A 17,703-nucleotide genomic window follows, 5' to 3' on the forward strand; every position below is an offset into this window, starting at 1 on the left:
CATCCTGGCGAGGCCGTTGGGGAAGGCGCACCTCGTACGAAACGGGAGGTCCGGTGTCTGCTCGTGGCGTGCTTTACGTCCACTCAGCTCAGCCTGCGCTGTGCCCTCATATTGAATGGGCGGTCGCGGGTGTCCTTGGCGTGCCCGTAGACCTGACCTGGACTCCACAGCCCGCCGCGCCCGGCCACGTGCGCGCACAGGCCGAGTGGGAGGCACGTCAGGGCACCGCGGCCGCCATCACCTCGTCATTGATGGGCTGGCAGCGGATCCGCTTCGAGGTCACCGAGGACGCCTCGCCGGGTGCCGACGGGGCCCGGCACGCCTACACTCCGTCACTCGGCGCCTTCACGGCGGTGATCGGGGCGACGGGTGACATCCTGATCCCCGAAGACCGGTTACGCTCCGCCATGCTGATGGCCCGGCAGGGCCGGGTGGTGCTGGAGGAGGAGCTGGACCGCCTGCTCGGCAAGCAGTGGGACGCCGAGCTGGAGTCGTTCCGCTACGCGGGAGAGGGCGCCCCGGTCCGCTGGCTGCACGCCGCCGTGTGACCGGGGAAACCGTGCCGGAAAAGCGCGGAAAGCCCCCGACGGCCGCGCCGTCGGGGGCTTTCGCGAGGTGCTCAGAGCGGGATGTTGCCGTGCGCGCCGCGGGCGGGGGTGGCCTGGGCGAGAACCCTGGCGATGGCTCCGCGGGTCTCCTCGGGCTTGATGACCTCGTCCACCACGCCGAGCTCGACGGCCCGGTGGAGGCCGCCGGCGAGGATCTCGTGCTCCTCGGCGAGCTTGGCCTCCAGGGCCGCGCGCTCGTCCTCGGGCGCGGCGGCGAGCTCGCGGCGTTTGAGGATGCGGACCGCGGCGACCGCGCCCATCACCGCGATCTGGGTGGTCGGCCAGCCGAAGACCCTGGTGGCGCCCAGCGACCGGGAGTTCATCGCGATGTAGGCGCCACCGTACGCCTTGCGGGTCACCAGGGTGATCCGCGGCACCGAGGCCTCGGCGAAGGCGTGCAGCAGCTTGGCGCCGCGACGGACCACACCGTCGTGCTCCTGGCCGACGCCCGGCAGGTAGCCGGGGACGTCCACCAGCACGACCAGCGGCACCCCGAAGGCATCGCACATGCGCACGAACCGGGCGGCCTTCTCGGCGGAGGCGGAGTCGAGGCAGCCGCCCAGGCGCATCGGGTTGTTGGCGATCACACCGACGGTCCGGCCCCCGAAACGGCCCAGCGTGGTGACGACGTTCGGCGCCCACTTGGCGTGCAGTTCCACGCCCGGCTCATCGAGCAGGCCCTTGACCAGCGGCTTCACGTCGTAGGCGCGGCGAACGTTCTCCGGCAGCAGGCCCGAGAAGTCGACCTCCTCGACGTCGGGGCGGACCCGGCCCTGGTGGCCCAGCAGCACCGCCAGCCGCCTGGTCTGGAGGTAGGCGTCGGTCTCGTTCTTGGTGACCACGTGCACGACGCCGCTGCGCTTGCTGTGCGGCTCGGGACCGCCGAGGGCGGCCATGTCGATCTGCTCGCCGGTGACGCTGCGGACCACGTCGGGGCCGGTGACGAAGATGCGGCCCTCGTCGGCCAGGATCACGATGTCGGTCAGCGCGGGGCCGTACGCGGCGCCGCCGGCCGCGGGGCCGACCACCACGGACAGCTGCGGGACCACGCCGGAGGCCCGGGTCATCGCGGCGAAGACGCGGCCGACCGCGTGCAGTGACTCCACGCCCTCGGCGAGCCGGGCGCCGCCGGAGTGCCACACACCGATGATCGGGACCCGCTCGCGGACCGCCACGTCGTAGGCGTGCACGATGTGCTCGCAACCCTCCGAACCCATGGCGCCGCCCTGGACCCGGGCGTCGCTGACGAACGCCACGACCGGCACGCCCTCCACGCGGCCCATGGCCGAGAGCACGCCGCTGCGGTCCACGGGAGAGATCAGCCGGACCGACCCCTCGTCAAGCAGGGCGGCGAGGCGAACCCGGGGGTCGCGAGGATCGGCGGTCTCCTTGTCGGAGGCGTCGCTCACCACTCTGTTGTCGAGCACAGTCATCACGGGCTCCCTGTCAGATGCTGGTGAAGGCCACGGCGACGTCGTGCCCGCCGAACCCGAAGGAGTTGTTGATCGCGGAGATCTGACCGCCGGGCAGCGCGCGCGGCGCGCCGCGCACGATGTCCACCTCGACGCCGTCGTCGAGGTCGTCGAGGTTGATCGTGCCGGGGGCGATCCGCTCGTGCAGTGCGAGAACCGTGAAGACCGACTCGATGCCGCCGGCGCCGCCGAGCAGGTGGCCGGTCATCGACTTGGTGCTGGTGACCAGCGGGTGGGCGCCGATGACCTCCCTGATCGCGACTGTCTCCACCACGTCGCCCGCCGGGGTGGAGGTGGCGTGCGCGTTCACGTGCTTGATGTCCGAGCCGGTGAGGCCGGAGTTCTCCAGGGCGCGGCGCATGGCCAGCATGACCCCGGCGCCGTTCGGCTCGGGCTGGGCGATGTGGTGGGCGTCGGCCGAGTAGCCGACCCCGGCGGCCACCGCGTAGATCTTGGCGCCACGGGCGAGGGCGTGCTCCTCGGACTCCAGCACCACGATGCCCGCGCCCTCGCCGAGCACGAACCCGTCACGGGCCTTGTCCCACGGCCGGGAGGCGCGCTCGGGGTCGTCGTTGCGGGAGGACATGGCGCGCATGGCCGCGAAGGAGCCGATGTTCAGCGGGTGGATGGCGGCCTCGGTGCCGCCGGCCACGACCACGTCGGCGCGGCCGGAGCGGATCATCTCGATGGCGTAGCCGATCGACTCGGCGCCGGTGGCGCAGGCGCTCACGGTGGCGTGCACACCGGCGCGGGCGCCGACCTCGATGCCGATCCACCCCGCGGCGCCGTTCGGCATCAGCATGGGCACGGTGTACGGTGAGAGCCGCTGCCAGCCCTTCTCCTTGAAGGTGTCGTAGGCGGCGAGGATCGTGGTGATGCCGCCGATGCCGCTGCCCACGACCACGCCGAGGCGTTCGGGGTCGACCTTCTCGATCGCGGCGTGCGCCCACGCCTCGCGGGCGGCGACCAGTGCGAACTGCTCGGCCCGATCCAGCCGCCGTGCCTCCGGCCGGGGGAGTACCTCGGTCGGGTCCACGGCGGCCACGGCCGCGAACTTCACCGGGACGGAGTCGACCCAGTCCTCGGTGAGGCTGCGGACCCCGGACTGACCGGCGAGGAGCGCCGACCAGGTCGAGGCGACGTCCCCACCGAGGGGCGTTGTCGCGCCGAGCCCGGTGACGACGACACGTACCTGGCCTGTGTTCACGTTCTGCGCTCCTTGTGACTCGCGGGTCAAATCCGGACGGTTCTCAGCCGGCTCTAGTTCTGGATGAAATTGATGACGTCCTTGACGGTCTTGAGGTGCTTGAGCTGCTCGTCGGGAATCTCGACGCCGAACTCGTCCTGGGCGGCGACGGCGATCTCGACCATGGAGAGCGAGTCGATGTCGAGGTCGTCCACGAAGTTCTTCTCCGGGCTGACCTCGGCGGCCGGAATGCCGGTGATCTCGTTGATGATCTTGCCGATACCAGCGAGGATCTCCTGCTCGGTCAGGGCCATGTCGGGTGTTCTCCTTGGATTCGGTGATGGAGTCGGTGTTCTTTGGGGTTTTGCACGGCGTAGCCGTACAAGTTTCAGGGGATTTCGACGACCTGACCGGCGTAGGTCAGTCCGGCGCCGAAACCCAGCAGCAGGGCGAGCCCGCCCGACTGGACCTCGCCGCGTTCGATCATCCGGGACAGGGCCAGCGGGATCGACGCCGCCGAGGTGTTGCCGGCCAGCACGATGTCCTTGGCGACGACGGCGTTGCCGGCGCCGATCTTGCGGGCGATGGTCTCGATGATGCGCAGGTTGGCCTGGTGGGGGACGAAGGCCGCGAGGTCGGCGGGGTCCACCCCGGCACGCTCGCAGATCTCCTTGGCCACCGGGTGCAGGGCCGTGGTGGCCCAGCGGAACACGGCCTGCCCCTCCTGATGCAGGAAGGAGTCGCGGTCCCTGATGATGATGGCGTCGGACTTGTCGCCGGCGCTGCCCCAGACCACCGGGCCGATGCCGGGGGTGTTCGACGGGCCGACGACCGCGGCGCCCGCGCCGTCGGCGAAGATCACGGCGGTGGCCCGGTCGGTCCAGTCGATCCACTGGGAGAGTTTTTCGGTGCCGATGACCAGCACGTTGGTGGCCGAGCCCGCGCGGACGGCGTCGTTGGCGACGGCCAGGGCGTAGCAGAAGCCGGAGCAGGCGGTGTTCACGTCGAACGCGCCGGGGGCGTCGATGCCCAGCCGGACGGCCACCCGGCCGGCCGCGTTGGGGATCTGCGTCTCCAGCGTGCAGGTGGCGACGATCACCAGGTCGATGTCGGAGGCCGCCAGCCCGCTGGCGGCGAGGGCCTTGCCGCCCGCCTGCACGGCCAGGTCGATCTCGGACTCGCCCGCCAGGGCGATCCGGCGCTCCTTGATGCCGACCCGGCTCTGGATCCACTCGTCGTTGGTCTCCATGGTCGCCGACAGGTCGTCGTTGGTGACCACGTTGGAGGGCTGGTAGTGGCCGAAAGCCAGGATTCTCGCGCCGGGGGCGCCCTGCTGCACCTTCACTTGAGAGCCTCTCGCGCCGCGTCCAGGTCGTCGGGGGTCTTCAGGGCGACGGTCGTCACCCCGCGCAGCGCACGCTTGGCCAGACCGGTCAGCGTGCCGCCGGGAAGCAACTCGATCATCGTGGTGACCCCCAGGCCGGACATGGTGGCCATGCAGGCGTCCCAGCGGACCGGATTGGCGACCTGGTCGACCAGGCGCCCCACGAACTCGGCGCCGTCGGCGACCACCGCGCCGTCGCGGTTGGACAGCAGGGTGACGGCCGGGTCGGCGGGGGTTACGGCTGCGGCGGCCTCGCGCATGCGCTCGACCGCCGAGGCCATGTGCACGGTGTGGAAGGCGCCGGCCACCGAGAGCGGGATCAGCCTGGCCCGTGCCGGAGGATCGGCCTTGAACGCCTCAAGCTGCGCCGGCGTGCCGCCGGCCACGATCTGCCCCGCGCCGTTGATGTTGGCCGGGGTGAGGCCGTGCCTGTCGAGGGCGGCGAGCACGTCCTCCTCGACGCCGCCGAGGACGGCGAGCATGCCGGTCTCGGCGGCCGCGGCGGCCTTGGCCATGGCCAGGCCGCGCTCGCGGACGAGGGTCAGCGCCTGTTCGACGGTCAGCACTCCGGCCAGGGCCGCGGCGGTCAGTTCTCCGACGCTGTGCCCGGCGACGACGTCGGGACGGGCCCCGAGGACCTCGGCGACGGCCAGCCCGGCGGACACGAGGAGTGGCTGCGCCACCGCGGTGTCGCGGATCTCGTCCGCGCCCGCGGTGGTGCCGTAGGCGATCAGATCGAGGCCGACCACGTCGGACCACGCGGACAGGCGGTCCGCCAGACCGGGTATCTCAAGCCAGGGGATCAGGAAACCTGGAGTCTGGGCGCCTTGGCCCGGCGCGACGAGTACGAGCACGAAATCCAGCCTGCCCTGTAGAGGTTCGATACACGGATAGGGATCCTGACGAACTTTGTGCTCAGTATCTTGTAGGAAGCCTACAACGGGCATTTCCGTGAGGTTAAGTAATAACCACTATGTTCCGGCTGTTTCCGACAGGCGGCCTAAAATAAGCCCCACCTGCAGGGTGAAGGCGGAACGGCCCTCGGTCGGCTGGTACCCCGTCAGCTCGGTGATCTTACGCAGCCGGTAACGCACGGTGTTGGGGTGCACGAACAGCAGCCGGGCCGTGGCCTCCAGCGATGTGCCCTGCTCAAGATAGGTCGCCAGGGTGTCGAGGAGCGGCGTGCCGGTCAGCGGCACGTAGACGTTCTCGATCAGCTGGCTCCTGGCGTCGGCGTCGCCGTCGATGGCCCGCTCGGCCAGCAGGTCCTCGGCGTGGACCGGCCGGGGCGCGTCCGGCCATCCGGCGGCGGCCCGCAGCCCGGCGATCGCCGCCCGCGCCGAACTCGCGGCCGCCTGCAGGTCGTTCACCTCGGGCCCGATCACGATGGGGCCGGGCCCGAAGCGCGGTACCACGTGCTTGGCCGCGGCCCCGACGCTGTCGGCGCCGCCGACGATCACGATCAGCCGATCCCCCTGGACCCCGGCCAGCATGTCCAGCCCCGACCTGCGTCCCCGGTCGCGCAGCCCGTCGATCACCGCCTGCGGGTCGTCGTCGGGTGTCTGCCCGGCCAGCACCACGATGGGGGAGGAGGTCCAGCCCAGCGCGGCGGCCCACGAGTGCAGGCCGTCGTCGACCTCGCCCCGGACCAGCGCGTCCACGATCAGCGCCTCCAGCCGGGCGTCCCAGGACCCGCGGGCCTCCGCCTCCCGTGCGTAGACCTGGGCGGCGGCGAACGCCACGTCGCGGGTGTAGCGGAGCATCGCCTGCTGGAGCTGGTCCTCCCCGCCGGGCGCCGCCAGCTCCCCGGTCTGCGCCTCCACCACCTCGACCACGATCCGGACGATGTCCACGGTCTGCTGCAACGAGATCGACCGCTTCAGCTCCCGGGGCGCGGTGCCGAAGAACTCGATGCTCGGTGTCGGACGGCCCTCCCCGGCGTGCTGGAACCACTCCACGAACGCGGCGATCCCCGCCTGGGCCACCAGTCCGACCCAGGACCTGTCCTCGGCGGACAGGGCACGGAACCACATCAGCCGCTCGTCCATCCGGGACATGGCGGCCGTCCCCAGCGCGCCCATGGCCCGTTCGAGCCTGCGCGTGGTGTCGTGCCGTGTCCGATCCGCGTCGGCGTCCTCTCCGGTGGCCCGGGTCATGACGTCGCTCTGTCTGCCGGCTCGCTCGCTCCGCTCCCTCACGTCACTAAGGGTGCCAGGTCGCGCGGGATGCGCCGGCCACCGCGGGTCATGCCGCGGGGCCGACCACGGCGAGGACCCGCGGGATCGCCCTGTGGCCGGGTCAGATGACGGCAACGGCGGTGATCAGGCCGATGACCACGTGGGTCACCGCGAGGAGCCGGGTGCCGGGCTGGAGGTCGGTCTCCTCGACCAGGTCCCGGACCGTGATTCCGACGACCCTGTCGAAGACGACCATCGCCACGGTCTGCACGGCGATGCCGACCAGGCCGAAGACCAGGGTCGCGAGCAGGCCCTCGTGCAGCGCGCCGCCCGAGGACCAGATGGAGGCCGCGACGATCAGTCCGACGGCGGTCAGGCCGGAGCCGGTGAGCATCGTGGCGTTGGGGTTGCGGTCAATCTTGATCAGCCGGCTCAGCTTGCCGGGGATGGCCAGGTCGATCACGTAGAACCCGATGATCATCAGGATCACGCCGAGCGCGGCGTAGGAGACGACGGCGAGCGCGCCGCGGCCGAGGATCTCGGCGAGCGAGGTCACCGCGGCGTCGGCGGCGAGCGGAAGCGGCCGGGGGGTGGGGGTCATGGTGTTCTCTTTCCGGGGTCAGAGCTCGATGCGGTGCGGGACGAAGGACGACGTGTCGTCGGTGATGAACCCCGAGGTCTCGCGGATGCCGACCCCGGCCGCCTCGTCGTGGACGATCCAGGCGCCGAGCACGGGACGCCAGCCGTCGAAGACCGGCAGCGCCTGGAACTCCTGGTAGACGTAACCCTCGGCGCCGTAGCCCCCTGGGGTCTCGACACGGTCGCCCGGGGTGACGATCCGCATGTTCGCGCCCTCCCGGCCCAGCAGCGGTTTGGCGATGTGGGAGGACAGGTCACGGGGGCCGTCGAGATAGGCGGGCAGCAGGTTCGGATGGCCGGGATACAGCTCCCACAGCACCGCGAGCAGCGCCTTGTTGGACAGCAGCATCTTCCACAGCGGCTCGATCCAGGTCATGGAGACCTGGTGGCGTACGGCCTGGGCCCCGAAGGGATCGGCGATCGCCCACTCCCACGGGTACAGCTTGCACAGAGAGCGGATCACCCGGCGTTCGGTGTCCACGAACCGCAGGTTGAGGCCGTCCCAGCCGATGTCCTCCATGGCCACGGCGACGGTGTTCAGCCCGGCCTGTCCCGCGGTCTCCTGGAGGTAGGCGAGCGTCATCGCCTCCTCGCCGGTCTCGTCCATCATGGTCCAGGCGAAGTGGGCCGGTCCGCTGGGCAGGCCGGTCGCCAGCTGCCGCCACCGGTCGATCAGCCGCTCGTGGATGGAGTTCCACTGGTCGTCTCCCGGGTAACGGTCGCGCAGCCAGAACCACTGCACGACCGAGCTCTCCAGCAGACTGGTCGGGGTGTCGGCGTTGTACTCCAGCAGCTTGGCGGGGCCCGTCCCGTCGTAGCGCAGGTCGAACCGGCCGAACAGGTGGGGGTCGCCGCGCCGCCAGGAGGCGGCGATCTCCGGCGCCACCCACGCCGGCACGGCGAAGTCGGCGTAGCGGTTGTGCTCCACGACGTGTTCCACCGCGTGCAGGCACATCCGGTGCAGCTCCTCGACCTGCTCCTCCAGGGCGAGGACCTCCTCCATCGAGAAGACGTACTGCGCGGTCTCGTCCCAGTAGGGGCGCTCCAGGCCGTCCGGGTGGGCGGAGCGGTGATAGACCAGGCCGTGGCCCTCGATGATGCTCTCCCAGCCTTCGCGGGGGAGCGAGGTCTCGCGTCTCATCGTTCCGGGCTCAGCTCCCGCTGCCCCAGCCGCCGCGCCCTCCGAAGCCGCCGCGCTGGATCACGGTGCCCTTGCGGGTGGTGATCTGGACGTCCGAGGGGCGCACCGTGGTGCCCCGCATGATCCGGGCCCCGGACCTCGCGCCTCCGTAGTACCAGCCGTAGGCTCCGTGCGAGCCGCGATAGCCGGGGGAGTCGCAGTGGTCGTCGTCGACGACCGCGTAGGAGCCGTCCGCCAGGCGGCTGTCGAGGTCCACGCAGTCGGCGCCGACCTCCTCGTAGTCGTCCTGGGCCGCGCAGTAGCCGATGAGGAACAGTGAGACGACCCCGATGCCGGTGAGGGTGATGACCTTGGACGCCTTCGTGCCCGAGGGCTTGGGCCCGGGCTTGCCGGGGAGGTTCTGGCCTGCTGCCAGGGGATGTTTCGGGCTTGCGGCCATCGGGCTCCAATGAGATGTGTCGCCACAGGGTATCGATGCTGTTTTGTCTGTTCAACTCCTTCTTGTGGTGGATATTGTCGGCTTTTTCGTGATAAATACGGTCGTCCGCCGGGTGAGGGCGATGGCGGGAAAACCGCCGGCGCCGGCGCGTCCCCGCCCCCGCTCACCTTCACCCCGGCCGAGGCGGTCGCGATCGCCGAGGCGCTCGGCCACGCGGAGAGCGACCCCCACGCCCGCGGCGCCCCGCGCGAGCTGATGACCGCGACGCCACCGGCCAGGGGGGCCGCGACCGGGGATCTGACCGCGCGCGTTCACCCGGTCGCCGAGCCGGAGCCCTACCCGCGGGTCTCGCGGCGGCCCGACGACGCCTTCACCGCGCTCTCACGCGCGGCACGGGCGGGGCGGGGTCACGGCGAGGGGCAGACGGCGCCGGTCGCGGGCACCTTCCCGTCGAGCAGGTAGCCGTCCGTGAGCTTCTTGACACACGGGTCGCCGGACAGGTAGGCGCCGTGGCCCTCACCCTTGTAGGTGACCAGCACGCCGGTCCTGAGCTGGGAGGTCAGGCTCGGTGCCCACTGGTACGGCGTGGCCGGGTCGCCCTTGCCGCCGATGACCACGATCGGCGCCGAGCCGGTGGCGTTCACCTTCTTGGCCTCGTCGCTGCCCGGAACCGGCCACACCGTACAGATGGCGCCCATCCCGGCGCTGCCGAACAGCGGGGAGATCTTCAGCGCGGTGGCCTCGGTCCTGGCCAGCTGCTCGCGGGACGGCCGTTCGGCGGTGTCCACGCAGCTGATGGCCGGGAAACTGCTCATCAGGGTCGAGTAGGACCCGTCGGGCATCCGGCCGTTGTAGCTGTCGGCCAGCGCCATCAGGATCCGGCCGTCGCCCTTGAAGCCCCGCCTCAGCCCCTGCTCCAGCAGCGGCCAGGTCAGCTCCGAGTACAGCGCGGCGGCGATGCCGGTCCCGGCCAGCCCCTGGGTGAGCGTGCGATCGTCGATCGGGAGCGGGCTGCTCTTCAGATCGGTCAGGAAGTTGTCGACGTTCTTGTTCGCGATGGTCGCGTCCGCGCCGACCTCGCACTGGCCGGGGCCGTTGACGCAGTCCTTCAGGAAGGACTCGTACGCCTGCTGGAACCCTGCCGCCTGGGCCAGCGTGCGCCGCTCCAGAGTGAGGCTCGGGTCCACCGGGGCGTCCAGTACGAAGCGGCCCACGTTCTGGGGGAACCGGGTCGCGTACACCGCGCCGAGATGCGTGCCGTACGAGATGCCGAAGTAGTTGAGGCGCCTGTCGTCCAGCGCCTCGCGGAGCCGGTCCATGTCGCGGGCGGCGTTGACCGTGCCGACGTGGGGAAGGATCCGGCCGGAGGTCTGCCCGCAGGAGCTCGCGAAGCCCTTGATGGTCTTCTCCTGCTCGGCGCGCTCGGCGTCGTCGGTGGCCTGGGTGTCCATGGCGAGGAACCGCTCCAGGTCCTTGGTGGTGCCGCACTTGACGCCGTCGCTGCGCTCCACCCCGCGGGGGTCGAAGCTGACCAGGTCGTAGCGGGTGTTCAGGGTTCCGAAGAGCTTGGCGGCCTGGGGCAGGGTGTTGACACCGGACGCGCCGGGACCGCCGAAGTTGAACACCAGGGAACCGATCCGCTTGCCGGGCTCGGCGGCCCGGATCCGGACCACCGCCATGTCCAGCGTCTCGCCGTCCGGCCTGGCGTAGTCGAGCGGAACCCTCAGCCTTCCGCACTGCAACCTCGGGCTGGACTTGGGGGGCGCCCCGTCCGGGCGTCTGAGATCGGTGCACGGGCCCCAGGCGATCGGGCCCGGACTCCCCTGCGACGTGGAGACACCCGGCGACGCGGACACGCCCGGTGCGGAACTCGGTTCGGAGGTGCCCGCCACGGCACCGTACCCGCCGGGCCCGTTCCTGCTCCCGCAGGCGGCCAGCGCGGTGGAAAGGATCGTCGTCACGGCGACGGCCGTCAGGATTCTTCGCATGAAGCGCCCCCCTCGAATCGTTCGGCGGGGGAAGCGATTCCACACTAACCGGGCGAGGCCCTCCGCAGAAGGACCCGCCCGGCAGTGATCACATCACAGTCCCATGGACTGGGTGTCGTTGCTCTCGACGCCACCGGCCTCGGTCACGCCGTTCTTCAGGTGGTACTTCGCGATGGCCTCGTGCAGCACCTTCGCGTCGAGCTCGTCACGCTTGACCAGCTGGGTGAGCACGGCCAGGGTGATCGAGGCCGCGTCCACGTGGAAGTGCCGGCGCAGCGCCGACCGGGTGTCCGACAGGCCGAAGCCGTCGGTGCCGAGCGAGGTCCAGTCACCCGGAACCCACTGGGCGATCTGGTCCTGCACCGCGCGCATGTAGTCGCTGACGCCCACGAACGGTCCCTCGACCGTGGACAGCGCCTGGGTCACGTACGGCACGCGCTGCTCGGAGTCGGGGTTGAGCAGGTTGTGCTCCTCGGCGGCCAGCGCCTCGCGGCGCAGTTCCGTCCAGGAGGTGGCCGACCAGACCTCGGCCGCCACACCCCACTCCTCGGCCAGCATCCGCTGGGCCTCCACGGCCCACGGACCGGCCACGCCGGAGGACAGGATGTTGGCCTTGGGGCCGGGTACCGCCGGAGCCGGGGCGAACCGGTACAGACCCTTGAGCAGGCCCGCCACATCCAGGCCGGCGGGCTCGGCCGGCTGCGGATAGGGCTCGTTGTAGACGGTCAGATAGTAGAAGACGTTCTCCGGCTGCTCGCCGTACATCCTCCGCAGGCCGTCCTGGACGATGTGGGCCAGCTCGAAGCCCCACGACGGGTCGTAGGACACCGCGGCCGGGTTCGTCGAGGCGGTCAGCGGGGTGTGACCGTCCTCGTGCTGCAGGCCCTCGCCGTTCAGCGTGGTACGGCCGGCGGTGGCGCCGAGCAGGAAGCCCCGGCCCATCTGGTCGGCGAGTTGCCACATCTGGTCGGCGGTGCGCTGCCAGCCGAACATCGAGTAGAAGATGTAGATCGGGATCATGTGCTCGCCGTGCGTGGCGTACGACGAGCCCACCGCGATCGTCGAGGCCATCGAACCGGACTCGCTGATGCCCTCGTGCAGGATCTGACCCTCGGTCGACTCCTTGTAGGAGAGCAGCAGTTCGCGGTCCACGGCGTCGTAGGTCTGGCCGTGCGGCGAGTAGATCTTGGCGGTCGGGAAGATCGCGTCGAGACCGAAGGTGCGTGCCTCGTCCGGGATGATCGGCACGAACCGGTGGCCGATCTCCTTGTCCCGGATGAGGTCCTTGAGCAGCCGGACGAACGCCATGGTGGTGGCGACGTTCTGCTTGCCGGAGCCCTTCTTGAGCTGCGCGTAGGCCGCGTCGCCCGGCAACGTGATCGGCTTGGCGCGCGTCACGCGCTTGGGCAGGAAGCCGCCCAGGGCCGCGCGGCGCTCCTTCATGTATTCGATCTCCGGGTCGTTCTCACCCGGGTGGAAGTAGGGCGGCAGGTCGCCTTCGAGCGCGGAGTCCGGGATCGGCAGGTAGAGCCGGTCGCGGAACTCCTTCAGGTCGGCCTTGGACATCTTCTTCATCTGGTGCGTCGCGTTGCGCGCCTCGAAGTCCTTGCCCAGCGTCCAGCCCTTGATGGTCTGGGCGAGGATGACCGTCGGCTGGCCGACGTGCTCGCGTGCCGCCTTGTAGGCCGCGTAGACCTTGCGGTAGTCGTGACCGCCGCGTGACAGCTTGCGGATCTCCTCGTCGGACAGGTGCTCGACCATCCTGCGTAGCCGGGGGTCGTCGCCGAAGAAGTCCTCGCGGATGTACTCGCCGCTCTCGACGGAGTAGGTCTGGAACTGCCCGTCGGGGACGGTGTTCATCTTGTTGACCAGCACGCCGTCGACGTCCGCGGCCAGCAGCGGGTCCCAGTCACGGCCCCACACGACCTTGATGACATTCCAGCCGGCGCCCCGGAAGTAGGACTCCAGCTCCTGGATGATCTTGCCGTTGCCGCGGACCGGGCCGTCCAGGCGCTGCAGGTTGCAGTTGATCACGAAGGTGAGGTTGTCGAGCTCCTCGCGGGCGGCCAGGCCGATCGCGCCGAGCGACTCCGGCTCGTCCATCTCGCCGTCGCCGAGGTAGCACCAGACGTGACTGCGGCTGGTGTCCTTGATCTTCCGGTTCAGCAGGTAGCGGTTGAACCTGGCCTGGTAGATCGCCCCGATCGGGCCCAGGCCCATGGAGACCGTGGGAAACTCCCAGAAGTCCGGCATCAGGCGCGGGTGCGGATAGGAGGGCAGGCCCTTGAAACCGTGCGAGAGCTCCTGCCGGAAGGCGTCGAGCTGCGCCTCGTTGAGGCGGCCCTCCAGGAATGCGCGGGCGTAGATGCCCGGCGCCGCGTGGCCCTGGATGAAGACCTGATCGCCGGACTCGCCGTGATCCTTGCCGCGGAAGAAGTGGTTGAAGCCCACCTCGTAGAGCGATGCCGCCGACGCGTAGGTGGCGATGTGCCCGCCGACGTTGGTGCGGGCGTTGGCGCGGGTCACCATGACGGCCGCGTTCCACCGGATGTACGCGCGGATCCGGCGCTCGACGTACTCGTCGCCGGGGAACCAGGGCTCTCGCTCCGGCGGGATGGTGTTGATGTAGTCCGTACTACGCAGACCGGGCACCCCGACCTGGTGTTCGCGGGCCCGTTCCAGTAGGCGAAGCATCAAATAACGGGCCCGAGTGCGACCTTCCGTCTTGATGACGTTGTCGAGCGACTCGAGCCACTCCTGGGTCTCGCTGGGATCGACATCAGGGAGCTGACTGGGTAGGCCGTCGCTGATGACCGAGAAACGCTGGCGTCCGGAAGCCACTGGGTCTCGCCTTCCGAGGATGGACTTTTGTCTGGGGTAGGTCGCCTTCCATCCTGGTCGCTTACCCCGGAAAGTGCATCTCTACTGACCGGTAACCAGGAAGTCCCTGCTGGCAGGGGCACACAAGTGGCCTAAACCACCGATGGTAGGACGAATTATCATTAAAGACTACATGGGGGATCGGTCGATCGGAGGGGGGATCGCCGGGAACCCGGGGTTCTCTTTTCCGGCACCTCCCGGCCCCGTCTCCGGCGGGGCGAAAGGATACCCGCGCCCCCCGGCGCGTCCCGAACGGGTCTCGATCGTCGTCGCAGCTCAGCATGGATCGTAGGATCGGTATGTGAGATCTCAGACGATCGAGGTGGTAACGGGGGCCCGTGAGCGGGTGCACGACATCACCTCCGAGTGCGAGAGCTTCGTCCGGTCCTGCGGGGGAGACGGGCTGCTGCACGTCTTCGTACCGCACGCGACCGCGGGGATCGCGCTGATCGAGCTCGGCTCGGGCAGCGACGACGACCTGCTCGCGGCCCTGGAAGACCTTCTTCCGGCCGATGGGAGATGGAAGCATGCGCACGGATCCAGAGGGCATGGACGGTCGCATGTCATGCCTGCTCTCGTTCCGCCGTACGCCACCGTCCCGGTTCTCGCCGGGCGGCTCGCGCTGGGCACCTGGCAGTCCATCGCCGTGGTGGATCTCAACATCGACAATCGGGAACGCCAGGTCCGTTTGTCATTTTTGTCGGACTAATTCATACGTAGCCCAGTCGTTGCCGTGGCGACCGTTGACGACCGAGGGTCACAGCGTGTGGACTGTGCCGAAGCACTTTGAGCACCGTGTGACTGCGGGGCCAATCAAGCAGGAGGGACAAACGTGAGCGCGACCGCGGGTCAGGCGCAGGGCGAACGCGGCCTGGCCGAACGACTCGGCCTCAAACCGGGTCAGGTGGTGCAGGAGGTCGGCTGGGACGAGGACGCCGACGAGGATCTGCGCGACTCCATCGAGGAGCTGACCGGTAACGAACTGGTCGATGAAGACTTCGAGGACGTCGTCGACGTCGTGCTGCTGTGGTGGCGCGACGGTGACGGCGATCTGTTCGACGCCCTGAGCGGCGTGGTGACCAACCTGAGTGACGGCGGCCAGATCTGGCTGCTCACTCCCAAGGCCGGTCGCGAGGGCCATGTGGAGCCCAGCGACATCGGGGAAGACGCCACAACGGCGGGTCTCTCGCAGACCAGCAGCATCAGTGCTGCCCCCGACTGGTCGGGAACGAGGCTGGCCACGCCCAGGGCACGCCGGTAGGTCTCCGCCCTGCCGTACGGCTCGGATGAGCCGTACGGCAGGATGACGGTCTTGCACATCATCCGATGAAAGGACCTGTGGACATGGCGGTCGAGGTGGGTTCCCCGGCTCCGGAGTTCGAGCTGAAGGACCAGCACGGCACTCCGGTCAAGCTTTCGGACTACCGGGGTAAAAAGATCGTGCTGATCTTCTACCCTCTCGCCTTCAGCGGCGTCTGCCACGGTGAGCTCTGCGCTATCCGTGACGAGTTCATCGCCGCCGCGTCCGACGACGTCCAGGTGGTCACCGTCTCGGTCGACTCGATGTTCACCCATCGCGCCTGGGCGGACCGGGAGGGTTACACCTTCCCGTTGCTCTCCGACTTCTGGCCGCACGGGCAGGTCGCCCGTGCGTACGGCGTGTTCGACGAGGAGAAGGGCATCGCCACCCGCGGTACCTTCGTCATCGACGGCGAGGGCGTGATCCGCTGGAGCGTGGTGAACCCCATCTCGCAGGCGCGCGACATCGCCGAGTACCGCAAGGTCCTCGCCGAACTTTCCTAAGTGGCGATCCGGCGGGCGCTCACGAGGCGTCCGCCGGTCCCGACCTCTCGGAGGCGATCATGCCCTGCTTCTCCTGCGGGGCCAGGCAGACCGACCCGATCCGGGGCGTCAGCCCGTGGAGGCGCGGCGTGTGCCGGGAGGCCCAGGTGCTGATCTGCCCAGACTGCCAGCGTATCCACGGCCTCGACCTCGACACGTGCGCCTCGTGCGGCTCCGTGGCCCTCATCTGCCGGCTCGGCGAGGTGGAGTGCCGGTCCTGCGGCTCGGTACGGCCGGCCCGGGGTGTCGAGCGACCGGCCGAACCCTGCGCCCCCGGCCTGGCGGACGAGGTCGAGGCGGCGCTGAACCGGGTCCTGGGCCGAGTTCATTAACGCCTATAAATCTGCTTTAACCGCATTTATCATCACTTGTGGAGAAGCAGCGATACCGTCGTGGGTCAAGGCCGGACTCGGCCTCGCCCCTTCGACCCGCTGGACGTCTGCATGAGCTCCTTCGTTGTGGCCCTCGACGTCGGTGGCACCTCCATGAAGGGCGGCCTCGTCACCCGCTCGGGGGAGATCGTCCTCACCGGCCGTCGCGGGACCCCGCGCGAGCAGGGCCCCGCCGCCGTCATCGAGGCCATCAGATCCTTCGTCGAGAACCTCGCCGCCGCGGGCGGCGACGCCCCAGCGGGCGTCGGCCTCGCCGTTCCCGGCCTGGTCACCGCGGACACGGCGCTCTACTCCGCCAACATCGGCTGGCACGACGTCCCGGCGGGAGACCTCGTCCCGCTGAACGTGCCCGTCATGCTCGGCCACGACGTGCGCGCCGGCGGTCTCGCCGAGAGCGTTCTCGGCGCGGGACGGGAGATCTCCGACTTTCTCTTCCTGTCCATCGGCACGGGTATCGCGGGCGCCGTGATCCTGCGCGGTGAGCCGTACGGCGGGAGCGCCGGATGGGGTGGTGAGATCGGCCACATCCCGGTCTTCCCCGACGGCGAGCCCTGCGCCTGCGGCCAGATCGGCTGCCTGGAGACCTACGCCTCAGCCTCGGCCGTGGCCCGCCGCTACTCCGCCAGGGCCGGCTCGCCCACCACGGCCGAACGGGTGGCCGCCCTGACCACCTCCGGCGACCCCGTGGCCGCCGCGGTGTGGCACGACGCGACCGAGGCGCTCTCCCTCGCCCTGGCCACCTACACGCTCCTCCTGGACCCCTCCGCGATCGTTTTGGGCGGCGGCCTGGCCGAAGCGGGCCGCCTTCTGTCCGACCCGCTGGCCGACCGCCTCCAGCGGCGCCTGACCTTCCGCAAGGCCCCACCCCTCCATCCGGCCGCCCTGGGGGTCAACGCGAGCATGCTCGGCGCGGCCCTCCTGGGCTGGCACGCGGCCGGATCACCGGAGGTGGGAGCCACCTGGTCGCTTGATGTGCTGAAGTCCCCCCGAGTGGCGTAAGGTGTTGTCCCGTCTGTCCGACAGGACTCCCCGGGGCGCTTAGCTCAGCGGTAGAGCGCTCGCCTTACAAGCGAGATGTCACTGGTTCGAACCCAGTAGTGCCCACCAGCCAAAACGCCCCGTCCCTGATCTTCGGAACGGGGCGTGAGTGACTAACTGGGTGACTAACTCCCGAAGATGTCGTTCATCGCCTCCGCGCCCTGCGTGAGCACCGGGCGGATCTGCTTGCGGTAGACGGTCTCGGTGACCACCGTGTTCCGGTGCCCGACCAGACGTGAGATGTCCTCGATCGGGACGCCCGAGTCCGACAGCAGCGAGACGAGGCTGTGCCGCATCTCGCGGGGAGTTCAGGCTGGGCCACCTCGGTCCACACCCAGACGCCCTACGGCGAGACCTACGAAGACCTCAACGTGACTCCTCCGCCCCCTAAAGAGGGCGGCTTCTCGTTAAGCCGCTTGCGTAGCGTCGCGAAGGGCAAGCCCTGCCCTGAGGATGTTGATCGCCGCGTTGACGTCGGCGTGTGCCTCGTGGCGGCACGCCGTACATCGGAACTCGG

Annotated in this window: 19 protein-coding genes and 1 tRNA gene; 7 read left to right on the forward strand and 13 right to left on the reverse strand. The window is 69.7% G+C overall.

All coding sequences use genetic code 11. The annotated features are described in order from the left end of the window. Positions 1–53: 53 nt before the first annotated feature. A complete protein-coding gene (locus ABZ194_RS14825) occupies positions 54–548 on the forward strand; it encodes a DUF3145 domain-containing protein (RefSeq protein WP_355596248.1) in 495 nt (164 codons plus the stop codon). Positions 549–619: 71 nt separating this feature from the next. Here ABZ194_RS14825 and ABZ194_RS14830 read toward each other — a convergent pair whose 3' ends face one another. The 11 genes from ABZ194_RS14830 to aceE all read right to left on the reverse strand — a co-directional run bounded on the left by ABZ194_RS14830 (position 620) and on the right by aceE (position 13,875). Continuing rightward, a complete protein-coding gene (locus tag ABZ194_RS14830) occupies positions 620–2,041 on the reverse strand; it encodes a carboxyl transferase domain-containing protein (RefSeq protein WP_355596250.1) in 1,422 nt (473 codons plus the stop codon). Between the two features lie 13 nt (positions 2,042–2,054). Then, entirely contained in the window at positions 2,055–3,287 is a 1,233-nt protein-coding gene (gene fabF / locus ABZ194_RS14835) for a beta-ketoacyl-ACP synthase II (RefSeq protein ID WP_355596252.1), read from the reverse strand. Between the two features lie 53 nt (positions 3,288–3,340). Then, the gene (locus ABZ194_RS14840; protein ID WP_355596254.1) at positions 3,341–3,580 is read right to left on the reverse strand and encodes an acyl carrier protein; all 240 of its coding nucleotides are present in this window, start codon (positions 3,578–3,580) and stop codon (positions 3,341–3,343) included. Positions 3,581–3,654: 74 nt separating this feature from the next. Further along, positions 3,655–4,611: a beta-ketoacyl-ACP synthase III gene (locus ABZ194_RS14845; protein WP_355596256.1), complete on the reverse strand. Its 957-nt coding sequence runs from the start codon at positions 4,609–4,611 to the stop codon at positions 3,655–3,657. After that, a complete protein-coding gene (locus ABZ194_RS14850) occupies positions 4,608–5,504 on the reverse strand; it encodes an ACP S-malonyltransferase (RefSeq protein WP_355596258.1) in 897 nt (298 codons plus the stop codon). Before ABZ194_RS14850 ends, ABZ194_RS14845 begins: the two co-directional genes overlap by 4 nt. A gap of 117 nt (positions 5,505–5,621) precedes the next feature. Beyond that, positions 5,622–6,806: a helix-turn-helix domain-containing protein gene (locus ABZ194_RS14855; RefSeq protein ID WP_355596292.1), complete on the reverse strand. Its 1,185-nt coding sequence runs from the start codon at positions 6,804–6,806 to the stop codon at positions 5,622–5,624. A gap of 142 nt (positions 6,807–6,948) precedes the next feature. Then, the gene (locus ABZ194_RS14860; RefSeq protein ID WP_355596260.1) at positions 6,949–7,428 is read right to left on the reverse strand and encodes a DUF350 domain-containing protein; all 480 of its coding nucleotides are present in this window, start codon (positions 7,426–7,428) and stop codon (positions 6,949–6,951) included. 18 nt (positions 7,429–7,446) lie between these two features. Next, positions 7,447–8,607, reverse strand: coding sequence for a glutathionylspermidine synthase family protein (locus tag ABZ194_RS14865; RefSeq protein WP_355596262.1), 1,161 nt, complete (start codon positions 8,605–8,607; stop codon positions 7,447–7,449). A gap of 10 nt (positions 8,608–8,617) precedes the next feature. Further along, on the reverse strand, positions 8,618–9,046 hold the full coding sequence (locus tag ABZ194_RS14870) for a hypothetical protein (RefSeq protein WP_355596264.1): 429 nt from the start codon (positions 9,044–9,046) through the stop codon (positions 8,618–8,620). A gap of 407 nt (positions 9,047–9,453) precedes the next feature. Next, positions 9,454–11,034, reverse strand: coding sequence for an alpha/beta fold hydrolase (locus tag ABZ194_RS14875; protein ID WP_355596266.1), 1,581 nt, complete (start codon positions 11,032–11,034; stop codon positions 9,454–9,456). A gap of 93 nt (positions 11,035–11,127) precedes the next feature. After that, the gene (gene aceE / locus ABZ194_RS14880; RefSeq protein ID WP_355596268.1) at positions 11,128–13,875 is read right to left on the reverse strand and encodes a pyruvate dehydrogenase (acetyl-transferring), homodimeric type; all 2,748 of its coding nucleotides are present in this window, start codon (positions 13,873–13,875) and stop codon (positions 11,128–11,130) included. Positions 13,876–14,215: 340 nt separating this feature from the next. On the opposite strand from aceE, the gene ABZ194_RS14885 reads away from it, so the two are divergent. The 6 genes from ABZ194_RS14885 (at position 14,216) to ABZ194_RS14910 (ending at position 17,255) form a co-directional block, all read left to right on the forward strand. Further along, complete coding sequence (locus ABZ194_RS14885; RefSeq protein ID WP_355596270.1) at positions 14,216–14,623, forward strand: secondary thiamine-phosphate synthase enzyme YjbQ; 408 nt, start codon at positions 14,216–14,218, stop codon at positions 14,621–14,623. Positions 14,624–14,746: 123 nt separating this feature from the next. Beyond that, positions 14,747–15,175, forward strand: coding sequence for a DUF3052 domain-containing protein (locus ABZ194_RS14890; protein ID WP_355596272.1), 429 nt, complete (start codon positions 14,747–14,749; stop codon positions 15,173–15,175). An 83-nt stretch (positions 15,176–15,258) separates the two neighbouring features. Further along, positions 15,259–15,717 carry a peroxiredoxin gene (locus ABZ194_RS14895; protein WP_355596294.1) on the forward strand — a complete coding sequence of 153 codons (459 nt, stop codon included), beginning with the start codon at positions 15,259–15,261 and terminating at the stop codon, positions 15,715–15,717. A 59-nt stretch (positions 15,718–15,776) separates the two neighbouring features. Continuing rightward, entirely contained in the window at positions 15,777–16,088 is a 312-nt protein-coding gene (locus ABZ194_RS14900) for a hypothetical protein (protein WP_355596274.1), read from the forward strand. Between the two features lie 111 nt (positions 16,089–16,199). Then, on the forward strand, positions 16,200–17,147 hold the full coding sequence (locus ABZ194_RS14905) for an ROK family protein (protein WP_355596276.1): 948 nt from the start codon (positions 16,200–16,202) through the stop codon (positions 17,145–17,147). Positions 17,148–17,180: 33 nt separating this feature from the next. Further along, positions 17,181–17,255, forward strand: a tRNA-Val gene (locus tag ABZ194_RS14910). A gap of 56 nt (positions 17,256–17,311) precedes the next feature. Here the strand turns inward: ABZ194_RS14910 and ABZ194_RS14915 are convergent. Then, positions 17,312–17,482, reverse strand: a complete 171-nt coding sequence (locus tag ABZ194_RS14915; RefSeq protein WP_355596278.1) for a hypothetical protein — start codon at positions 17,480–17,482, stop codon at positions 17,312–17,314. A gap of 111 nt (positions 17,483–17,593) precedes the next feature. After that, a partial coding sequence (locus tag ABZ194_RS14920; protein ID WP_355596296.1) for a zinc ribbon domain-containing protein occupies positions 17,594–17,703 on the reverse strand: 110 nt, incomplete at its 5' end.

The organism is Streptosporangium sp. NPDC006007, assembly GCF_040614315.1.
GTDB lineage: Bacteria > Actinomycetota > Actinomycetes > Streptosporangiales > Streptosporangiaceae > Streptosporangium.